The sequence below is a fragment of the Vicinamibacterales bacterium genome (genome assembly GCA_036496585.1).
Classification (GTDB): domain Bacteria; phylum Acidobacteriota; class Vicinamibacteria; order Vicinamibacterales; family 2-12-FULL-66-21; genus JAICSD01.
In genome coordinates, this window is the sequence record DASXLB010000014.1 from 128,770 (window position 1) to 149,201 (window position 20,432).

The window sequence follows — 20,432 nt, forward strand, 5'->3', positions numbered from 1 at the left end:
GACGGTGGTAGCGCAGACCTTCAGGTCTGCCTGAACGGCTATCGCGCAGACGGCGGTAGCGCAGACCTTCAGGTCTGCCTCAGCGGACAACCGCACGGTAAGAGGCCCGCAACAAGGAGTCACACATGCCGGACAAGACCGCGCACGACTTCGACCAGGAACTCCTGACGCTGTTCGACGCCTACGTCCACGGCATCATCGATCGCCGTGGCTTTCTCGACAAGGCCGCCAAGTTCGCCGTCGGTGGCGTCACCGCCGCGATGCTGCTGGATCAACTGAGCCCGAAGTTCGTCGAGGCGCAGGTGATCAAGCCCGAGGACGCGCGCCTCAAGGTGCAGTACGTCGAGTACGAGTCGCCGAAGGGCTACGGCAAGATGCGCGGCTATCTCGCCGAGCCGTCGAAGCCGGCGGGCAAGCTGCCGGCCGTGCTCGTCGTCCACGAGAATCGCGGACTCAATCCGCACATCGAAGACATCGCGCGGCGGCTCGCGATCGACAACTTCGTCGCCTTCGCCCCGGACGCGCTCTTCCCCATCGGCGGCTATCCCGGCGACGAGGACAAGGCGCGAGAGCTCTTCCCCAAGCTCGATCAGGCGAAGACGCGCGAGGATTTCATCGCGGCGGCCCACTGGCTGCGGGCGCGCCCGGAGACGAACGGGAAGCTCGGATGCGTGGGCTTCTGCTACGGCGGCGGCATGGTCAACTTCCTGGCGACGCAGGTGCCGGAGCTGCTCGCCGGCGTCGCGTTCTACGGCAGCGCGCCGAACCTCGAAGACGTGCCGAAGATCAAAGCGGCGCTGCTCGTCAACTCGGCGGAGGTCGACGATCGGATCAACGCCAGCTGGCCGGATTATGAGAAGGCGCTGAAAGCGGCCGACGCGAAGTACGAACGCTACCAGTATCCCGGGACGCAGCACGGTTTCAACAACGACACCACGCCGCGCTATGACGAGAAGGCCGCGAAGCTTGCCTGGGACCGCACGATCGCGCACTTCAACAAGTACTTGCGCTGAGGAGCCGGGCGGCGGCTGCGCCGCCGCTCACGCTCTCGCCTTGTAGCCGAGGGCACGCGCCGGCAGCATCAACACGGAACGAAGCAGCGCGAACACCGCTTCGAAGGTGATGCCGACGAGCCGGAACGGCAGCGACAGCAACCAGACGAACGGCCATACGATCAGCGCGAGCAGCGCCAGCGGCCAGCAGAAGACCAGGAGCAGCAGCCAGAGCACGAATCCAGTCATGCTCCACTATCGTCGCACGTCGTAGCGAAGCGCGATCATCCCGCTCTTGTAGGCCTTGACCTCCGTGAGATGCAGGGCGACATCCGTGTCGAGCCTGTCGAAGAACCGGATCCCGTCGCCAATCAGGATCGGCAGGATGGAATACCGCACCTCGTCGGCGAGCCCGAGGCGGAGGCATTCGCCGGAGACGGCGCCGCCGCCAACGAACCAGATCGACCGGAACGCCGTGCGTAGACGGCCGTTGACCAGCTCCGCGAGACCGCCGGAACAGAATTCGACGTTCTGCCGTGTCCTCGGCAACTCGCGGCGGGTGAGGACGAACGTGGGTGTGTCGCCGTACGACCAGCCGAATCCCTGCGCCTCGAAGTTCAACGCGGTTTCGTAGGTGCGCGATCCCATCACGTAGCAGTCGATCGTCTTGAGGAACGCCGCGACGAATTCGGGATCCATCGTCTCGCCGCCGGGGAATTCGTCCGACGTTTCGAGCCAGTCGACGCGTCCGTCCGGGCGCGCGATGAAGCCGTCGAGGCTCGCCGCCATGTGGATCGTCACCCGGGAATCATTCTGGGTCATCGTCTGTACCTGGCCTCCTCTGCGGCCGACACCGCCATCGAGCCCACGGTCACGATCGGTCAGTACTGTCGGAACGTCAGGTTGAATCGTCCGGGGCCGGTTCCCTCGGGAGCGGTCCCGGGCAGGATGCGGGTCACACCGTGATAACGCAGCCGTGACGGCCCGCCCATCACCAGCACGTCGCCCGACCGGAGAATCAGCGGCGACGTCGGATCGCGCCGGGCCAGGCCGCCGATCACGAAACGGGCCGCGTCGCCGAGCGAGACGGAGACGATCGGCACGCCGGCGGCGATCGTCGCCTCGCTCTCATCCCTGTCCTGGTGGACCCCCATCTTCGCCGCTTCAGTGTAGTAGTTGACGATGCAGAGGTCTGGCCGCATGTCGAATCCGGCGTCCCGTGCGGCCGACCGCGCGATGTCGGCGAACCGCGCCGGCAGGGGGGGCGCCGGCAGGCCGTCGTGGTCGGAGCGGTGGTCCTCGTAGCGATAGGTCATGCCGTTCCAGTGCTTTCCGAGGCACAGCATTCCGACGCTCATCGTCCGGCCGCCGCGGACAGTCGGGGTGTACATCGGCACGGGTCCGTCGGTCAGCTCCCGGCAGATCCGCCAGAGCTCGATCTGCTCGTCTGACTGAAAACGGCATTGAAAGAGGACGAGCCCGTCGCTAAGCTTCAACACCAGATGTTCAGAATACCCCTCGTGACCGCGCTGGCGCTGCTCGCCGTGGGTGCCCAGCAGAAACAGGTGTTTCGATCCGACGTCGACGTGATCGCCATCGACGTCGCCGTCATCGACGGCAAGGGCACTCCGGTGCCCAGCCTCGGTCCTGACGACTTCGACGTCACCGTCTCCGGCAAACCGCGCAAAGTCGTCAGAGCGGCGTGGATGGCCTACGGCGCGCCAGCGGCCGCGCCGGGCGCGGCTGCGCCGGCGGCCACGCCGGGCTCAGCTGCGACCCCCGTCGACGAGTCGGCGATGGAGTCGTCGAACCGGATGTTCGTGATCGCCATCGATCAGGAGAGCCTGGAGCAGACGGGCGCCTATGCCGCGCGCAACGCCGTCGAGGGTTTCATCGACCGGCTCCGGCCCGACGACCGCATCGGGATATACACGTTCCCGGCCAGGCTCGCGAACTTCACGCTGACCACCGACCACGCGATGCTGAAGCGCTCGCTCTTCAACCTGGCTGGCGTCCGCCAGCAGCCGATCAACCAGTATCACATGACCATCCCGGAGATCATCGACATCGCCAATGGCGATACCGATGCCGAGGCCCGCGTCTTCGCGCGGGAATGCGCGGGCGGCACCAACTGCTCGTCCAGCTCGATCAGGACCGAGTCGAACAGCCTGGCGACCAACCTCGAACTGGAGATGACGAAGAGCATCGAGGGCCTGCGTGGACTCATGCACGGTCTGGCCGAGATCCCTGGGCGCAAGATCCTCGTGCTGGTCAGCGGCGGCATGATCTCGTCGGACATGCACGGCGGACGGGTGAACGCCGCCAACGAGATCCGCACCCTGGTCAGCGACGCCGCGGCGGCCAACGCCGCGTTGTTCGTCCTGCACCTCGACTGGTCCTACCAGCAGACGTTCGGCAAGAAGGACGACACGTCGGGGACGTACTTCCGAAACGGAGAAATCTCCAAGACCGGGCTCGAGTTGATGGCCGGCATGCTCGGCGGTGATCTGATCCGGGTACAGGGCAATTCCGGCGACGTCGCGTTCACGCGGATCCTCAACGAAACGTCGGCGTACTATCTGCTCGGCGTCGAGCCAATTCCGGAGGATCGCGACGGCAAGACCCATCCGATCAAGGTCAAGGTCAAGCGGCGCAACGTCACGGTCCTCGCCAGGAGCGAGGTCACGATCCCGCTGAAGTGAACTGCGAGGTCAACTGGTAGAGCGCGATCGCCGCCGCGCTGACCACGTTGAGCGAGTCGGCCCGGGGATCGACCGGGATGCGGACGCGCAGGTCGGCGCACGCGAGCGTCTCCGGTCGGAGCCCGTCCCCCTCGGACCCGACCGCAATCGCGATCCGTTCGCCGTGGCGGCCGGTGACGCTGGCGAGCGGGACGGCGTCGGGATGCGGCGTGAGCGCGATGATCCGCACGCCACCGGCGCGCAGCGACGCCAGTGTCGGCAGCCACTCGGCAGCCCGCAGGAACGGCAGCCGCAGCGTCGCCGCCATCGAGGTGCGCACCGCCTTGCGGTACAGAGGGTCGGCCGTGGCGGCGTCGAGAACGAGCGCATCGACACCGAACGCCAGCGCCGTGCGGAACAACCCGCCGACGTTGTCGGGATCGCGCACGCTCTCGATGGCGAGCAGGCGCCTCGTCGACGCGAGTTCAACACCCCCACTCGCGTCGTCCGGCCGGTAGGCCAGCGCCACGCAGCCGCGATGGAAGTCGAAGCCGGTGACGTCCCGCAACGCCTCTGGCGCGCAGACATGCACAGCCACCTCGGGCCGCCGGGCCAGCGCGCCGGCGAGCGCGCGTTCGGCGGCGGGCGTAACCAGTACTGAGTGGACGCGGAAGCGGCCCGCCTCGAGCAATCGCTCGACGACGAGGCGTCCTTCGGCGACGAACAGGCCGCACTGCGCGAGCGCGTGGTGGTCGCCGATCATCCGATAGGGTTCGAGCATGCCGGTGTTTCGCCTCGAGGCGGAAGCTACACGGTATCGTGCTCCGCCCGACGGCGAAAGCGACACGAACAGACTGCGAGCGGCACAGCCCGTCAGAGCGCGAACGAGCGGAGCGAGTGAGCCACGCGAACGGAGCCGAGCCCGGCGAAGCGGCGAGCGAGAGAGCGTGTAGGGGAAGTCCGAGGGGCGAAGCCCCTCGGATCTAATCGTCGCGGCGCGTGACGAAGCGCTGGCTGCGATGCGAGTCGAGCACGTGCTGGCCGAGCCGCTTGCTCAGGAACAGCTTCGACTCCTTGACGTCCATCGTGTGCGGCACGAAGCGGACGACGTGATAGTTCAGCTGCGCCAGGGCGGCGCGCATCTCGTAGAACTTGTTCTTGGTCTTGACCAGGATTTCGTCGAAGCCGTTGGCGAGCGCCCACACTTCCTGCTCTTCGGTCAGTGCGCGGAAGTGCCCCTGGCCACGCCAGTCGGTGCGGGTGCCGCCGATCCACTGGTAGAGCACGCGCCGGCCGTCGAACTCGACGACGTCGTCGAGCTGCGCAACGAGGTCGGCGAGCTTGGGATCGTGTTCGTTCAGGCGCAACTCGTGCGCGACTTTGAACGACACCGGAACGACCGTACCAGGATCGTCTGGCAGCGACGACTCCGCCATGAGGATCTGGTGATCGCGATCGTTCAGGCGGTTCATCACTTCCGCCGCGGTTTTCTTCCTGGGAAAATCGAGGAAGAACTCCTCGATGTACTGGATTTCCAAGGCCCCCTGCTGGAGCCCATACTGCTTCACATAGTATTCCACGGGCGGAAGCCACACTATAACAGGGTGCCCTCCGATTCACGGGATCCGCCGATTCCCGTCGAACTATCCGAGGGGCGGGCGCCTCACTCGCACTCGCTCGTGAGCTTCTGTGAGACAGGCTACTCGGCGCGCAGGGCGACGATTGGATCGACTCGGGTCGCCCGCCGCGCCGGCAGGTAGCTCGCCAGGAGCGCGACCGCCGCCAGCACCGCCGCAACGGTCGCGAACGTCACGGGGTCGGTCGGCGTCACGTCGAACAGCATCTTCGCCAGCGTCTGCGACAGCATCAGCCCGAGCGCGAGGCCTGTGGCGACGCCGCACGCGATGAGGATCGCCGCCTGATGCACGATCAGCGTGAGCACCGAGCGGCCGGGCGCGCCGAGCGCCATGCGGATGCCGATCTCGCGCGTGCGCTGCGATACTGCGTACGACAGCACGCTGAAGATGCCGACCGCCGCCAGCGCGAGCGCCACCGACGCGAAGATCGTCAGGAGCAGCACGTAGAAGCGCTGCTGCGAGATCGACTTCGCCACGACGGCGCCGAGCGTGCTGACGTTCGACACCGGGAGGTTGCCGTCGAGGGCGTAGACCTCGCGGCGGACCGCCTCGGCCAGCGAGAGCGGCGGCACCGAGGTCTCCAGGACGACCGTCATCGACCCGCCCGGCCACTGCCCGAACGGCAGGTAAAGCTGCGGCATGTCCGCGGCGTCGAGCCCGCCCTCTTTCACGTCGCCGACGATGCCGACGACTTCGCCGCCGGCGCGCGGCCGCCCGGGACCGCGGCCCCATCCGATCCTGATCGTGTGGCCGAGCGGATCTTCGCCCGGGAAGAAGCGCCGCGCTGCGCTCTCGGTGATCAACACCACCGGTGGCGTCGCCGCGGTATCGCGCTCGGTGAACACGCGACCCCGCCGCAACGGAATGCCGAGCGCCTGAAAGTAGCCGGAGGTGGCGACACGGATCTGCATCGATGGCTGCTGGGCGGGCGGCAGAGGCGGCCGTCCCCGGACCTCGAAGGAGATGTCGAAATTTGAGCCGCTCAGCGGCAACCCCGTCACGGCCGACGCCGCCATGACACCCGGCAGCGCGTGCAGCCGCGGCATCAGCGCGTCAAAGAACGCGACGCGACGCGCATCCTCCCGATAGCGCGCGTCGGGAAGCGTCAGGTCGAACGTGAGCGCCGGGGCGAGGGAAAAGCCGGGATCGACGGCCTGCAGCTTCATGAAGCTGCGCATCAGCAGCCCCGCGCCCGCGAGCAGCATCACCGCCAGCGCGAGTTCGGCGACTACCAGCAGCGAGCGCACGCGCTGGCCGGCGCGCAGGCCAGCGCCGCCGCGCCCGCTCGCCTTGATCGTGTCGCTCAGACGGGTCGTCGCGCTGAAGGCCGGCACCAGGCCGAACAGGATGCCGGTCACGACGGCGATCCCTACGGTGAAGAGCACCACCGCGCCGTCGATGCGCACGCCGTCGAGACGCGGAATCCCCTGCGGCTTCAGCCTGACGAGCAGATCGACGCCCCAGACGGCGAGCAGCAGGCCGCCGCCGGCGCCGACGAGCGACAGCACCACGCTTTCGGTCAGCAGTTGGCGCACCAGCTGCGGCCGGTTCGCGCCGAGGGCGGTCCGCACCGCCATCTCGGATCCGCGCGCCGAAGCCCTCGCCAGCAACAGGTTCGCCACGTTCGTGCAGGCGATGAGCAGCACGAATCCTACGGCTCCGAGCAGAATGAGCACGGCTCGCCGAACGTTGCCGACCGTCGCGTCGAGCAGCGGGTAGGTCGACATGCCGATTTCGCTGTCGTCGTTCGGATAGTCGCGCGCCAGCCGCCGGCCGATCGCCTCGACTTCCGCCGCCGACTGCTGCGGCGTGACGCCAGGCTTCAGCCGCGCCACGACGTCGAGGAACCAGGAGCTGCGCTGCCGGCTGACGAAACCCTCGTCGTATTCGATCGGCAGCCACGCGGCGCGCCCCTCCGGATAGGAAAAGCCGGCCGGCATGACGCCGATGATCTGCTTGGAAACACCGTCGAGGACGATGCGCGTGCCGAGCACTCCCGCGTCCCCGCCAAAGCGCTGCCGCCACAGGTCGTGCGACAGGATCACGATGTTGGTGGCTCCGGGCGTGTTCTCGCCGGCCGCGAACGCGCGCCCGATCTCCGGCGCCACGCGCATCACGTTGAAGAGCGAGGCGCTGACTTCCGCAATCGGCAGCCGTGCGGGCTCGCCCTGACCGGTGAGAATGGCTCGGCCGGTCGAAATCGCCGCGGCATTCTCGAACGTCGTCGCCCGCCTCGTCACGTCGATGAAGTTGGGCCCCGACATCACAGCGCGGTGGCCGTTATACACGTGATACACGCCGACGAGGCGGTCCGATTCAGGATACGGAAGCGGCCGCAGCAGCACGCCGTTCACGACACTGAAGATCGCGCTGTTGGCCCCGATGCCGAGCGCGAGCGTGGTCACCGCAACCAGGGCGAACCCGGGCGCCTTGATCAAACGGCGTAACGCGTAGTGGATGTCGCGGCGGAGATGATTCATGCGGAAGTTGGTCTCGATCGTTGAGCGTCAATCGTGGGGGTTTTGCGAGGGCCGTGCCACGTCGAGGGGAATGGCGCCGCGGGGCATGGCGGCGTCGGGACTGGCGCCGGCCCGTCCGAATCCGGGCTTTCTCGTCCCGGATCCGAACAATCAACCCGTCCCGGCACCCAGCTTCTGCGCTAGCCTCCCGTCCAGGCGCTGTTGACGAGCGCGTAGAGCGCCTGATCGCGGATTGTTCCCTGCTTGACGCTGCTCGCGCGCAGCGTGGCTTCCCGCACGTAGCCCGCTTTCTCGAGCACGCGGATCGACTGCGCGTTGTCGGCGAACGGCAGCGCGAACAGCCGCAGCATGTTGCACACCTCGAACGCGTAGCGCGACATGAGTCCGATCGCGTCGACCGTGATGCCCCGCCCCCACAGCGGTTCCGCAAGCCAGTAACCGATCTCGGCCGAGAAACGCTCGACATCGGCGCCCGGAAAGAAGCCGATGCCGCCGACCGCCTCGCCGCCGACGATCATCGCAAACAGCGTGGCCGGCTGCATGCCGGCGGTCGACTGGATGAACTGTCGCGCATCCGCGATCGTGTAGGGATGCGGGAAGCGATCGCGAAGGTGCCGCGCCACGTTCAAGTTGTTCGCGTGCCTGGCGAGCGCGGCGGCGTCGGCCGGCTTCCACGGCCGCAGCGTCACGCGCGTGCCGGTCAGTTGCATGGCGGTCTCAGAACAACGCCGATCCGTGGCGGCGCAGCCAGCGTTCGGCCTCCCGAAATGCGGGGCACGCGGCTTCCACCAGGCGCCAGAATGCGCGTGAGTGGTCCGGCTGTCTGAGGTGCATGAGTTCGTGCACCAGAATATAGTCGCGGACCGATTCCGGCATGAGCAGCAGCCGGTAGTTGAGCGCGATGTGCGCTTTCGGCGAGCAGGAACCCCAACGCGATCGCTGATCGCGGATCGTGATGCGCCGGACGGTCAGCCCATTCGCTGCCGCCAGCGCGAACAGCCGCGGCGGCAGCTCGCGCTGCGCGCGATCCTTGAGGGCCCGCTCGACGTCGGGCGGACGCTTCGCCGCGAGGACCGTGGCGCGCTGCCGCAATGCCCATCCGCGATGCCGATCGGCGAAGCGGCGCGCCTCCGCCTGCGATCCGCCGCGCGGGATCGTCACCCGCAGGGCGCCGTCGGGACGCACGCGCATGACATAGCGACGCGCTGTGCGCACGCGCACGTAGTGGATCACCAGCGGCGGGGATGCCTGGAGCGCCGCGGGCGTCTCGGCTGGCGCCTGGACGCTGCCCGAGAAATCAAGGCGCAGCTGCACGACTCACTTCAGGTACTGATTCAGCCAGGCGAAGACCTGCTCGTGCCAGAAGCGGCTGTTGAGCGCCTTCAGCACCCAGTGCCCCTCGTCTTCGAAGACGAGGGCCTTGCTGGGAACGCCGTGGAGACGAAGCGCGGTGAAGAGCTGCAGCCCCTGATCGACCGGCACGCGAAAATCCTGCTGGTTCGTGATCACCAGCGTCGGCGTCTTGAGGTTGCCTGCGTAGCGGTGCGGCGAGAATTTCTGGAACTGCTCCTTCGCGGTGCCGGTCCACGGCAGGCCGCCAAACTCCCACTGCGTGAACCAGCCTTCCTCGGTGGCGAGCGCCATCGAGTCCAGATTGAACACGCCGTCGTGGCTGACCGCCGCCTTGAAGCGATCGGTGTGCGTGATCAGCCAGTCGACCGCGTAGCCGCCATAGCTGGCGCCCGCGATCCCCTGGCGCGCCGGGTCGACATAGGGCAGTTTCGCAACCGCGTCGAAGACGGCGTCGAGATCGAGCATCACCTTGCCGGCCCAATCCTGGGTGATCTCGTCGACGAACTTCTGCCCGAAGCCGGTCGAGCCGCGCGGATTCGGCGCCGCGATCACCCAGCCCTGTGCCGCCCACAGCGACGGATTCCAGCGAGACGACCAGGCGTCGCCCCAGTCGCCCTGCGGGCCGCCGTGGATCAGGAAGACGACGGGGTACTTCTTCGCGGGATCGAAATCCGGCGGCTTGATCAGCCAGTACTGCACGGGCGTGCCGCCGGCGCCGGGAACCGTCAAGCTCTCGGGCTTGGCAAACGCGACGTCCTTCAGCCAGCCATCGTTCTCGTGGGTCAGCGGCACCGCGGCACCTCTGGCGCCGCCGCGCATGATCTCAGCAGGCGAGTTCAGCGTGCTCCTGGAGAAGACGACGAACCCGTCGCCGGGCTGCGGCGAGCCGATGCCGCCGCCGTGCGCCACCTCGGTCGGCGTCCCGCCCGCCACCGGCACGCTGTAGAGATTGTCGGTCGCGCGATTCGACGCGATGAAGAAGACCGTCTGCCCGTCGCGGCTCACGGCGAAGTCGGTCACCGAGAGATCCGGCGTCTCGAACAGCGTGCGCTTGCGCCCGGTCGTGCGGTCGTAGACGTCGAGATAGAAGCGGTCCGACTCGAACTGCGGCCGTCGCTGCGCCCGTACGATCAGGAGCCGACCGTCGGGCGTGAACCGCGGCTGCAGATCCGAGGCGGCGTTCGGCGTCAGCTTCTTCGCCTCACCGCCCGCAACCGGCACCGACCACACGTCGTTGTTGGTGGTGAACGCCTCGCGATCGCTCCCCTCGCGGTTCGACACGAAGACCAGCTCGCGGCCGTCCGGCGTGAAGGTGATCGCCGCGTCTTCCTGCTGGGTCGGAGGGGAGTCGTAGTCGCCTGGCGTCAGGTCCGTGGCGTCGCCGCCATCGACCGGCGCGACGAAGATGTGGTGCCGCACGTTCTCGCGCCATTCGTCCCAGTGGCGGAACAGCAGCCGCGTCAACACGTGCACGTTGGCGGGCTCGTCGAACATCCTGACGTCCGAGACGAAGGCCAGCCGCGACGAATCCGGGGAAAACAACAGCGGCGGCTGCGCGCCCGCCGCGATCTTCGTCACCTGACGGATGCCGCCGCCGTCGGCGCCGGCGACGTAGACCTGCAGCTCGGCGCCGTCGCGATTTGACAGAAAGGCCAGCGTCTTCCCGTCCGGCGACCAGCGCGGCGAGGTTTCCGTCTTCTCGCCGCCGACCAGCAGCCGCGGCGGCGACGAACCGTCCGCGGCGACGACCCAAATGTCGGCGTTGCGCCGCCCCGTCGCGAGATCGGTCGTGGTGCGGACGTAGGCAACGGTCCGCCCGTCCGGCGACAGCTGCGGCTCCGACACCCGGACGGCCGCCAGCAGGTCGTTGATGGTCATCGGCCGCGCGGCAAAGGCGGGAACCGGGCACGAGACAGCGGCCGCGCACGCGGCGGCGACGAGGGTCGATCGCATGCGGCTATTCTAGGCGCGTACAGCCGCGATCGGCGCTGGGGACGCCTGTCCCGGAACATCGACACGGTTCCGGTGTCCGATACGGGCATGCTCGAAGCCCGGGGGTTGACCAAATACTACTCGGCGATCACCGGCGTGCGCGACGTGAGCTTTCAGGTGCCGCCCGGCACCGTGCTCGGTCTCCTCGGTCCGAACGGGTCCGGCAAGTCGACGACGGTCGGGATGCTGACCGGCCTGCTCGAGCCGTCGGGCGGCACGGTCCTGCTCAACGGCGCGAACATCCGTGACGACCTCCTCGCCTACAAGCAGCGGCTCGGATACGTGCCCGAGGAGGCGCAGCTCTACACCTGGATGAGCGGCGCCGAGTTCCTGTCGTTCGGGGCGCGTCTGCGCGGCCTCGAGGCGCGGCAGGCGGCGCGGCGAATCGACGCCCTGCTGGGCATCTTCGGAATGCAGATCGACAAGGACGCGCCGATGAGCGCCTACTCGAAAGGCATGCGGCAGAAGATCCTGCTGTCGGCCGCGCTCCTCCACAACCCCTCGATCGTGATTCTCGACGAACCGTGCTCCGGCCTCGACGTCGGCGCGACCCTCGTCGTGCGCAGCCTGATCCAGCGCCTGGCCGCCGGCGGCCGGATCATCATCTACAGCTCCCACGAGCTCGAGATCGTGGAAAAGGTCTGCACCGATGTTCTGATCCTGCGCGACGGGCGTGTCGCTGCGCACGCCACGACCGCCGCCATCCGCGAGCAGGTGAATGCCTCGTCACTCGAGGATGCGTTCCGCGCCCTGGTGTTCACGACGGACGTCGACGCAGTGGCCGGCGAAATCGTCGATGCGATCACCCGTTAGCCGGCGCGACGCCGACCAGGTCCGCGCGATCGCGAGGGCCACGCTCGACGGCTTCCTGCAGGCCGACCTGGTGCCGCAGGGGATGCAGGCCCCCGCGCTGATCTGGGCGGCGGCGTTCCTGGCCGGCCCGGCACTGTTCTTCCCGACCACCTATCTCGCCAAATATCCGTTCATCCGCCGCTTTCATCCGGAACTCATCGAGCGCACCTTCTGGAACGACCGCCTGTTCTTCCTGCTGATGTCGGCGGGCGCCATGGGCATCGTGTCGGTGGTCGTCTGGGACACGCTGTTTCCGGCGCGCCGCGACGCGTTCGTCCTGACGCCCCTCCCCGTCTCGCATCCCGTGCAGATGCTTGGGCGGCTGGCCGGCCTGTTCGCGCTCTGCCTCGCGTTCGTCGTCGCGCTCAACGCCGTCCCGGCGATCACCTTCCCGCTCGCCACCTCGTCGTTTGTGCAAATGCCGCGGGCCGCGCTCGGCCATTTCGTCTCGACGGCGGCGTTCGACCTCTTCGTATTCTTCAGCCTGACCTCGCTGCAGGGGATCGTCATCCTGCTGGCGGGACGGCGCGCCGCGGCGCGGCTCTCCCCTCTCGTCCAGGCGCTTGCCGTGGTTGCGGTGCTGCTCACGATCCTGTTCATGGGCGTGATCCGGCAGGCTACGGCCGACGCCATCCTGCACGCGACGACGCCGAACGCCCTGCTGCTGTGGAATCCTGCCGCGTGGTTTCTGGGGCTGTACGAGCTGATCGCCGGAACGCCGCGGCCGCTGATGACCGGGCTGGCGGCGCGCGCGCTCGCCGCGGTGGCCGTGCCGGCAGCCGTGACCGTCTCGATTTACGTCCTCGGATACGCACGCCTGCTGCGGCGCGCGGTCGAGACGCCGTCGCGCTCGACGCGTTCATGGTTCGGACGGGCGGCAGCGGCCGTCGTGAAACGCGTGTTCGTCCGGCGCCCGCGCGAGCAGGCGATCGTCGCGTTCACGCTGCGGGCGGTGGCGCGCAGCAGCCGCCACAGCATGTTGATGGCGATCTACGCCGGCACCGGCCTCGCGCTGGTGGCGACCTTCCTGCTCTCGGAATTCGTCCGGCTCGGTCCGGCGGCGCTGGCCTCGCCGCTCGCGACATCGCCGTCCGGCGCGTCGCCGCCGGTGGCGATTCTCGTGATGCCGCTCGTGCTGAGCGCCGCGCTCGCGTGCGGGGTGCGCATCCTGATCACGATTCCGGCCGAGATGAACGCTCGCTGGGTGTTCCAGACCGCCGCGATCGGGCCGTTCGAGGCGGATGCCGCCGCGCACAAGGCGATGCTCCTGATGGTCGTGCCGCTGGTGACGCTGGCGGCCGCTCTCTCGGCGGGTACTCTCTGGGGCGCGCCGATCGGTGCGGTGCACGCCGTCTATTGCGCCGCCCTGGCGGTGCTGCTGTGCGAGATCCTGTTGCTGGGCTATCGCGGGATTCCGCTGACGCGTCCGTACGTGCCGGGAGGATCGCGCTTCCACATGCTGTGGGCCGTCTACCTGAGCGCATTTCTCACCTATACCTTCTCGTCGATCAGCCTCGAACTGGCGCTGCTGCGCTGGATCGGCGTCGCCGGCGTACTGCGCGCCGCCGCCGCGATAGGCGCGGGCGCGCTGGCGGTGTGGGGGCTCCGGAAATACAGGCTGCGCGAGGCTGACGAGGTGCCCTTCGAATCGGATCCGCCGGACGAGACGTTCAAGGGGTTCAACCTTAGCGAGATTCACGCCGCACAGGCCGTCGCGGGAGCCCACGCGCGAACGAGCGATAAGATACGCCCGTGCGATCCGTGAGAGCCGTCGCCTTTCAGCTGACCATCGCGATCGGCGCGTTCCTGCTGTTCCTCGTCGAGCCGATGGCTGCGCGGTTCCTGCTGCCATGGTTCGGCGGGTCGCCTTCGGTGTGGAGCACCTGCCTGCTCTTCTTTCAGGCGGCGCTGCTCGCCGGCTACGTCTATGCGCACCTGACGCGGCGGCTCGGGCCGGGCCGTCAGGCGAAGCTGCATCTGATCCTGCTCGCCGCCGCGATCCTGACGCTGCCGATCATTCCGTCGCCAGCCTGGAAGCCCACGGATCCGGCGCATCCGGCGATCAAGATCCTGCTGCTGCTCGCGGCCACGGTCGGGCTCCCCTACGTGCTGCTCGCGGCCACCGCGCCGATGGTGCAGGACTGGTTCGCCCGTCTGCGTGTGCACGGCGAAGAGGAGGACGCGCGGCCCCGCCATGGGGTGTACTGGCTGTACGCGCTCTCGAACCTCGGCTCGCTGCTCGGGCTGCTGGCCTACCCGACCTCGATCGAGCGCTGGCTCTCGATTCGCGGCCAAGCCTGGTTCTGGTCGGCCGGCTTCGTCATGTTTGGCGCGGTCTGTACCTGGGCGGCGCTGCAGGTGTGGCGGCTGCCGGCGCCCGTGGTGAGTGCCGCCGAGCTCACACAGGACGAGGCGCCGGTGCGCGCCGGGGATCGCGCGATGTGGCTCCTGCTGTCGCTGACCGGCACCGGGCTGCTGCTCGCCGTCACCAACGAGCTCTGTCAGAACGTGGCCGTCGTGCCGCTGCTGTGGATCGTGCCGCTCACCGCCTACCTGCTGACGTTCATCGTCTGCTTCTCGGGACAGTACCGGCGGTCGGTCTGGATGTGGGTGCTGATCGGCACGCTCGGCTTTCTGTCGTGGCTCGTTCGTCAGACCGTGACCGAACCCTTCGCGGTCCAAGTGGGCGCCCTGCTCTCGGTGCTCTTCGCGGGATGCATGGTGTGCCACGGCGAGCTGGTGTCCATCCGCCCGGCGCCGCGGCACCTGACGGCTTTCTACCTGGCGGTGGCGGCAGGCGGCAGCATCGGCGGCATCGCGGTGGCGATCGTCGCGCCGAGTGTCTTCGACCGTCTCTGGGAGTTCCCGCTGTTCACGTTGCTGCCTCTGCTGCTGCTGATGCTGGCCGTGGCGCGCGACGCGCACTCACGGCTGCGGCGGGGCTGGTGGCGGCTCGGTTGGGTGGTGCTGATTGCGGCGCTCAGCGTGTCCACCTACGAGCTGGTCAGGCCCTCGGAGTCGGACGAGGCGGCCGAAGTGGCGCGCACCCGCAATTTCTACGGCGTACTCACGGTGCTCGAGGACGAACCGGATCAGGAGCCGCGGCTGCGGCGGCTTCGCAACGGCCAGATCCTGCACGGCGCGCAGTTCGTCGATCCGGCGCACAAGATGGACGTCACGACGTACTACGGCGACGGCAGCGGCGTCGAGGTGGCGATCGATCAGCACCCGAAACGCGACGACAACCTGCCGCTGCGCATCGGCGTCATCGGTCTCGGTGCCGGCACCATCGCGGCGCTCGGCCGGGCCGGCGACACCGTGCAGTTCTTCGAGATCAACCCCGCGGCTGTGGATTTCGCCCGGCGCTATTTCACCTTCCTGGCCGGCTCGCCCGCGAAGATCGAGATCACGCTCGGCGACGCCCGCCTGTCGCTCGAGCGCGAGCTGCGCGATCCCGCCAGGCAGCACACCTACGACGTGCTGGCAATCGACGCCTTCTCCGGCGACGCGATCCCGGTGCACCTGCTCACCCGCGAAGCGTTCGCGTTGTACCGCGAGGCTCTCCACGAAGACGGCGTGCTGGCCGTCCACGTCAGCAACCACTATCTCGATCTGCCGCCGATCGTCCGCGGTCTTGCGCTCGAACAGGGACGGCAGGTCGCGATGATCGAGACGAACGACGACGACTCGCAGGGACTCGACAGCAGCACCTGGATGCTGGTGACGAACAATCAGGCGATGCTCGAGAACGCCGAACCCTACGCCACCAAGCCCGGGACGAACGAGCGATCGCTCGTGTGGACCGACGCGTTCAGCAGCCTGCTGCAGGTATTGAAGAAATAGAAGAGCGGACGACGGAATTCAGAAGGTAGAATGCGGCGATGGGAGGGACTCCCCGTCCTGGCTCGGTCACCTGGCTCGATCTCACCGTCGAAGACGCCGATCGAATCGGCGAGTTCTACCGCGCCGTCACCGGCTGGGCACGCCACGTGCTGCCGATGGGCGAGTACCACGACTACGTGATGAAGGACGCCGACGGGCAGGAAGTGGCCGGCGTCTGCCACGCGCGCGGCGGCAATACCACGCTTCCTGCGCAGTGGCTGGTCTACATCACCGTCGAGGATCTCGATCACAGCATGGCGGAGTGCCAGCGCCTCGGCGGCGCCGTACTGATGCCGCCGCGCAGCTATGGCGGCGGCCGCTACTGCGTGATCCAGGATCCGGCTGCCGCCGTCTGCGCGCTCTGTCAGCCGTCCGACGCCGCGTAAGGCTCGGCGATCGGGCGCGCTCCCCTACGGCTGGCGTGCGGTGGGCGGCACGATGTTGTTGAGCCGCAGGTACGACGCGGCCGTCGAATAGTGATCGGCCCAGTCGGCCACGATCGTCATGACCAGATAACCGCGCGGCACCTTGTTTCCCGCGATCTCGACGACCTCGCTCAGCTGACTGTCGGTCAGCTTCGCCAGCGCCGCGTTGCACATCTTGAACGAGTCGGCCACGGCCGTGACGAGCGCCGCCTTGGTGGCGTGTACCGGGGAGGCCGGCGGCGGCGCGGCCCCGCCGCCGATCGCCGAGCACAGGCGGACGTTCGTCTGCGCGATGTGCTGCATCAGGGCGCCGAACGTCATCTGCGCGGGCGTCGGGTGATACGCGTACTTCTCGGCTGGCATCAGGGTGGCGGCCTGGCCGATCGCGCCGGCCTGTTCTTCCAGAAACATGCGCGCCGAGGACGCGATGGGATTGGCGGCCATGGAATCGGGCATCTGCGCCGGTGCCATGACGGCAGGCGCCAGGACAAGCGCGGCAATCAGCGTATTCATGCGGCCAGTGCTCCTCGGTGACGGGGTGGGCGGGCGATGAGGCGCCAGCCGAGCACGGCAGCGCCGGCCGCGACCGGCAGATGCGCGGCCGCAAAAGCGAGTGGAGTCCTCGTGAACTGATCGAGACAGGCGAGCACCGATCCGTGGTCGAGATACGACTGCGCGAGGACGGTCAGCGGCGAGAGCGCGACCGCGAGCGGCGCCAGCGCCGCCGGCCGCGGCAACCAGCGTCGCGCGAGCAAAAGCGGCGCAGCCGTCGCGGCGAAGAGCACGGCGAGCACGCTTGCCGAGAACGGCACGCGGGCAGCCGCGAGAAACGCCGAGTCCGGATGCCGCCAGGCTTCTGCGACGCCGAGCCCCGCGGCCGCCGTCAAGCCGCCGGCAAAGAGCGCGACGACGAGGGTGCGGGGCAGCGGCTCCGCGCGTGCCGCCGGCTGCCAGGCCGCCAGCGCCGCAATACCGCTCAGCGTCGCGATGAAGACGACGAAGTCGATGGTCATGCCCGCGTCGAACACCGGCCGCTCGTGATGCACGAGGACGCCGCGCAGACCATAGAAGCCGATGTCGAGCCCCTGCGCGAGGAACGCGACTGCGGCGCAGGCGGCGAACACGCGGGCGTAGCTCGCGACCGATCCCGTGCGCCTGAGCACGACCGGCGCCAGGAACATCGGCAGGAGGTAGGCGCCGACGAACGGACGAGCATCGGTTCCCGGCGCCTGCCGCGCCGAGGTCATCAGCGCGGCGCCGCCGACGCCGAGCGCCGCGAGGGCGAGCAGACGAATCATCGCGGCCGACGGCGCCGGCCCGCTGCCGGCCAGCGCGCACGCGACCGACCAGTAGCCGCGGCCCCGCACCGCCCACGCGCGCCAGCCCGCTCGCCGATGCCCTTCCACTTCGTACTGAAGGTCGCCGATCGCCGGCTCGATGACCTCGTCGAACGTTTGCGGATCGACGCACCAGGCCAGAACGCGGCGCAGCCGATCGCCCGGAAGCCGGCCACCCATGCTCACTCGACCCACGCCAGCGCCGCCGACAGCTGCGACCACGCGCGCCGGGCGCGCTCGCCGAGCGGCGTGGCGAAGTAGATCCGGCGCGGCAACCCGATCGCGCCTGGCATCGGGGTCTCGGTTTCGGATCGAACGAACCCCTTCCGCTGCATCCGGGCGAGCGTCACGTAGACCGTGCCCCGTTTGAGCCGGCCCGTCGATCGCTGGACGAGGCGAAGGCCGAAGTCCGGCTGCTCGATGAGGAGGTCGAGAATCAGCCGTTCTTTGGGCGGAAGCGTCACCATGTGGAAGCGGTACTTATATCATGTAAGCACGATAAAACAATAGCATGTGACTCGATCCTGAACCATCAGCGGGATCCTGCTACGCTGCGTCGGCAGTGACACCGCACGGGCTGACCCTCCTCGTTTTCGATCTCGACGGAACCCTGATCGATTCGAGACGTGACCTCGCCGACGCCGCCAACGCGCTCATCGTCGAGCGCGGCGGCACGCCGCTCGCCGTCGACGCGGTGACCGCGATGGTGGGAGAAGGGGCGGCACTGCTGGTGCGGCGGGCGCTGGCCGCCGCCAACCTCAGGTGCGAGGATCCGGATGCCGCGCTGGCGCGCTTCCTTGCGCTCTACGACGAGCGCCTGCTCGCGCACACGGTCCTGTACGACGGCACTCGCGAGATGCTCGAGTCGCTGGCCGCACGGGTGCCGCTTGCCGTCCTGACCAATAAGCCGCAGCGTCCGACCGAGCGGATCCTCGAAGGGCTCGGGATCCGGCGATGCTTCACATGGGTTGTCGGCGGCGACAGCGTCTTCGGCCGCAAGCCCGACCCGGCCGGGCTGAACCACCTGATCGCCACCGCAGGTTCAACGCGCGGCGACACGGTGATGGTCGGCGATTCGGCGATCGATCTGCGTACCGCGCGCGCCGCGGGTGTGCGCTGCTGTCTCGTGCGCTACGGCTTCGGCTTTCCCACCGCCGAGCGCGAACCGCACGGCGACGAGTTCATCGCCGAGGCGGCCGCCGACCTGCTCCGCTTGACGTCCGGATAGAGCAGGCCCGCGGTCATCGCTCATAGCTCTCCCGGCGCGAAGAGGCCGACAGCTTGATCAGGTACGTCTCAGGCTCCTGCCAGAAGCGCTCGCGAAGGTCGCGCAGGCTGACGGCCCCGCCGTAGCTGATCGACGAGCACAGGTGCTTGATCATGTCGCGGACGATGGCGCGCGCCGAGCCGCGCGACGGCACGCTGATCTCCATTCCCTCGGCGCCGAGCGCCTCGAGCTCGACGCGATCGGCGTCCTCGACATCGAGGCGGTCGCGGATCGCCTCGAGCGAGGCCATGCCGCGCAGCACCTTGAAGGGCACCTTCACGGTTTTCTGCGACTCGGGCAGCAGCACCGACTTGTGGACGACTTCGCCGGGCGCCTCCTCGGTTCCGGCGAAGGCGCTGCCGAGCATGGCGCAGTCGCCGCCGAACATCAGCGCCATCGCCAGCGCGCCGTGCCGTCGGATGCCGCCGTCGGCGATGAGCGGCACGTCGCCGGCGCCGCGCTCGGCATGTTCGTCCGCGGCGAGGCGGCATTCGACCAGCGCCTGCGCCTGCGGCACGCCAAAGCTCGTCGTCATGCGCGTCGTACAGCCGCCGCCCGGACCGATCCCCACCTTGATGCCGTTCACGCCGAGGTCGAGCAGGAAGCGGGTGCCTTCGCCGGTGCCGACGTTGCCGGCGATCAGCTCGACGTCGCCGACGCGCTTGCGCAGCGCCACGACGGCCTTCTCCATGACGTTCGAGTGGCCGTGCGCGATGTCGATGACGAGCACGTCGACGCCCGCCTTGCCGAGCTCGACGGCGCGCTCCAGATAGTCGGCGGTCGCCCCGACGGCGGCGCCGACGCGCAGGCGGCCGTGGCCGTCCCGCGTCGCGAAGGGCAGCCGCCGCTGCCGCATGATGTCGCGCGCCGTCACCAGGCCGAGCAGGACGCCGTCGGCATCGACCAGCGGCAGCTTCTTGATCTTGCGTTCGGCCATGATCCGCTCGGCCTCTTCAGTCGACGCCGGACCCTGGTGCGTGACGAGCCGCTCGAGCGGCGTCATGCGGTCGGCGACGCGCAGTCCGGCGCCGCGGACGAACAACAGGTCCCGCTCGGTCAGCAGTCCGCGCAGCCGCCCCGATTCGTCCACCACGACCAGCGTGCCGACCCGCCGCTTGGCCATCATCTGCGCCGCCTCGTCGACCGTGGCCGACGGCGCGATGCTGTAGGGATCGGCGATCACACCGTGCTGGGTTCGCTTGACGATCTCCACTTCGCGCACCTGCGGCTGGATGTCGCCGGGCCGAAAGCCGCGATCGATGATGCCGATCCCGCCTTCCTCCGCCTGCACGATCGCCATCGGCGCGCGCGTCACCGTGTCCATGTTCGCCGACACGATCGGGCGCTTGAGCGCGATGTGCTGCGAGACGCGGCACGACAGATCGATCGCCGCGGGATCGCGGCGGGTGACGATACTGCGCTGAGGCGCGAGCAGAAAGTCGTCGAACGTGCACCCGCGCACGAGCGCGCTGACGCTGCGACGGGCGGGAGCGGCGAGGCGCGGAAAGTCTTCGGTCGCCATACGGTTCATAAT

The 20,432-nt window shown here is 68.5% G+C and carries 20 protein-coding genes; 7 read left to right on the forward strand and 13 right to left on the reverse strand.

The window, feature by feature from the left end:
- Positions 1 to 125: 125 nt before the first annotated feature.
- On the forward strand, positions 126 to 1,013 hold the full coding sequence (locus VGI12_04080) for a dienelactone hydrolase family protein (protein ID HEY2431830.1): 888 nt from the start codon (positions 126 to 128) through the stop codon (positions 1,011 to 1,013).
- A gap of 27 nt (positions 1,014 to 1,040) precedes the next feature.
- Here VGI12_04080 and VGI12_04085 read toward each other — a convergent pair whose 3' ends face one another.
- The 3 genes from VGI12_04085 to VGI12_04095 form a co-directional block, all read right to left on the reverse strand.
- Positions 1,041 to 1,241 carry a hypothetical protein gene (locus VGI12_04085; GenBank protein HEY2431831.1) on the reverse strand — a complete coding sequence of 67 codons (201 nt, stop codon included), beginning with the start codon at positions 1,239 to 1,241 and terminating at the stop codon, positions 1,041 to 1,043.
- Positions 1,242 to 1,247: 6 nt separating this feature from the next.
- Positions 1,248 to 1,793, reverse strand: coding sequence for a dihydrofolate reductase family protein (locus VGI12_04090; GenBank protein ID HEY2431832.1), 546 nt, complete (start codon positions 1,791 to 1,793; stop codon positions 1,248 to 1,250).
- 80 nt (positions 1,794 to 1,873) lie between these two features.
- Positions 1,874 to 2,491 carry an alpha-ketoglutarate-dependent dioxygenase AlkB gene (locus VGI12_04095; protein ID HEY2431833.1) on the reverse strand — a complete coding sequence of 206 codons (618 nt, stop codon included), beginning with the start codon at positions 2,489 to 2,491 and terminating at the stop codon, positions 1,874 to 1,876.
- Between the two features lie 3 nt (positions 2,492 to 2,494).
- Here VGI12_04095 and VGI12_04100 point away from each other — a divergent pair, with 3 nt between their 5' ends.
- Positions 2,495 to 3,694 (forward strand): VWA domain-containing protein, encoded by a 1,200-nt coding sequence (locus tag VGI12_04100; protein ID HEY2431834.1) that lies wholly within the window; start codon positions 2,495 to 2,497, stop codon positions 3,692 to 3,694.
- On the opposite strand, the gene VGI12_04105 is transcribed toward VGI12_04100, so the two are convergent.
- The 6 genes from VGI12_04105 to VGI12_04130 all read right to left on the reverse strand — a co-directional run bounded on the left by VGI12_04105 (position 3,675) and on the right by VGI12_04130 (position 11,096).
- Complete coding sequence (locus tag VGI12_04105) at positions 3,675 to 4,454, reverse strand: RNA methyltransferase (protein ID HEY2431835.1); 780 nt, start codon at positions 4,452 to 4,454, stop codon at positions 3,675 to 3,677. The genes VGI12_04100 and VGI12_04105 overlap by 20 nt on opposite strands.
- A gap of 202 nt (positions 4,455 to 4,656) precedes the next feature.
- Positions 4,657 to 5,253 carry a hypothetical protein gene (locus tag VGI12_04110; GenBank protein HEY2431836.1) on the reverse strand — a complete coding sequence of 199 codons (597 nt, stop codon included), beginning with the start codon at positions 5,251 to 5,253 and terminating at the stop codon, positions 4,657 to 4,659.
- 119 nt (positions 5,254 to 5,372) lie between these two features.
- Positions 5,373 to 7,790 carry an ABC transporter permease gene (locus tag VGI12_04115; protein HEY2431837.1) on the reverse strand — a complete coding sequence of 806 codons (2,418 nt, stop codon included), beginning with the start codon at positions 7,788 to 7,790 and terminating at the stop codon, positions 5,373 to 5,375.
- Positions 7,791 to 7,969: 179 nt separating this feature from the next.
- Positions 7,970 to 8,500 carry a GNAT family protein gene (locus VGI12_04120; protein HEY2431838.1) on the reverse strand — a complete coding sequence of 177 codons (531 nt, stop codon included), beginning with the start codon at positions 8,498 to 8,500 and terminating at the stop codon, positions 7,970 to 7,972.
- A 7-nt stretch (positions 8,501 to 8,507) separates the two neighbouring features.
- Positions 8,508 to 9,104, reverse strand: a complete 597-nt coding sequence (locus VGI12_04125) for a SprT family zinc-dependent metalloprotease (protein HEY2431839.1) — start codon at positions 9,102 to 9,104, stop codon at positions 8,508 to 8,510.
- 3 nt (positions 9,105 to 9,107) lie between these two features.
- Complete coding sequence (locus VGI12_04130; protein HEY2431840.1) at positions 9,108 to 11,096, reverse strand: S9 family peptidase; 1,989 nt, start codon at positions 11,094 to 11,096, stop codon at positions 9,108 to 9,110.
- Between the two features lie 87 nt (positions 11,097 to 11,183).
- Here VGI12_04130 and VGI12_04135 point away from each other — a divergent pair, with 87 nt between their 5' ends.
- From VGI12_04135 to VGI12_04150, 4 genes are read left to right on the forward strand one after another with little or no spacing between them, the layout of a single operon-like run.
- On the forward strand, positions 11,184 to 11,948 hold the full coding sequence (locus VGI12_04135) for an ABC transporter ATP-binding protein (GenBank protein HEY2431841.1): 765 nt from the start codon (positions 11,184 to 11,186) through the stop codon (positions 11,946 to 11,948).
- On the forward strand, positions 11,932 to 13,752 hold the full coding sequence (locus tag VGI12_04140; protein ID HEY2431842.1) for a hypothetical protein: 1,821 nt from the start codon (positions 11,932 to 11,934) through the stop codon (positions 13,750 to 13,752). Before VGI12_04135 ends, VGI12_04140 begins: the two co-directional genes overlap by 17 nt.
- Positions 13,740 to 15,830: a fused MFS/spermidine synthase gene (locus VGI12_04145; GenBank protein ID HEY2431843.1), complete on the forward strand. Its 2,091-nt coding sequence runs from the start codon at positions 13,740 to 13,742 to the stop codon at positions 15,828 to 15,830. Before VGI12_04140 ends, VGI12_04145 begins: the two co-directional genes overlap by 13 nt.
- A gap of 38 nt (positions 15,831 to 15,868) precedes the next feature.
- A complete protein-coding gene (locus VGI12_04150; protein ID HEY2431844.1) occupies positions 15,869 to 16,255 on the forward strand; it encodes a VOC family protein in 387 nt (128 codons plus the stop codon).
- Between the two features lie 24 nt (positions 16,256 to 16,279).
- Here VGI12_04150 and VGI12_04155 read toward each other — a convergent pair whose 3' ends face one another.
- Genes VGI12_04155 through VGI12_04165 form a run of 3 tightly spaced genes read right to left on the reverse strand, consistent with a single transcriptional unit; the run spans position 16,280 to position 18,098 of the window.
- Complete coding sequence (locus tag VGI12_04155) at positions 16,280 to 16,807, reverse strand: DinB family protein (GenBank protein HEY2431845.1); 528 nt, start codon at positions 16,805 to 16,807, stop codon at positions 16,280 to 16,282.
- A complete protein-coding gene (locus VGI12_04160) occupies positions 16,804 to 17,811 on the reverse strand; it encodes a hypothetical protein (GenBank protein HEY2431846.1) in 1,008 nt (335 codons plus the stop codon). Before VGI12_04160 ends, VGI12_04155 begins: the two co-directional genes overlap by 4 nt.
- Positions 17,812 to 17,813: 2 nt before the next feature.
- On the reverse strand, positions 17,814 to 18,098 hold the full coding sequence (locus VGI12_04165; protein HEY2431847.1) for a helix-turn-helix transcriptional regulator: 285 nt from the start codon (positions 18,096 to 18,098) through the stop codon (positions 17,814 to 17,816).
- Positions 18,099 to 18,193: 95 nt separating this feature from the next.
- Here VGI12_04165 and VGI12_04170 point away from each other — a divergent pair, with 95 nt between their 5' ends.
- Positions 18,194 to 18,859 (forward strand): HAD-IA family hydrolase, encoded by a 666-nt coding sequence (locus tag VGI12_04170; GenBank protein HEY2431848.1) that lies wholly within the window; start codon positions 18,194 to 18,196, stop codon positions 18,857 to 18,859.
- Between the two features lie 13 nt (positions 18,860 to 18,872).
- On the opposite strand, the gene VGI12_04175 is transcribed toward VGI12_04170, so the two are convergent.
- Positions 18,873 to 20,420 (reverse strand): IMP dehydrogenase, encoded by a 1,548-nt coding sequence (locus tag VGI12_04175; protein HEY2431849.1) that lies wholly within the window; start codon positions 20,418 to 20,420, stop codon positions 18,873 to 18,875.
- Positions 20,421 to 20,432 lie beyond the last annotated feature (12 nt).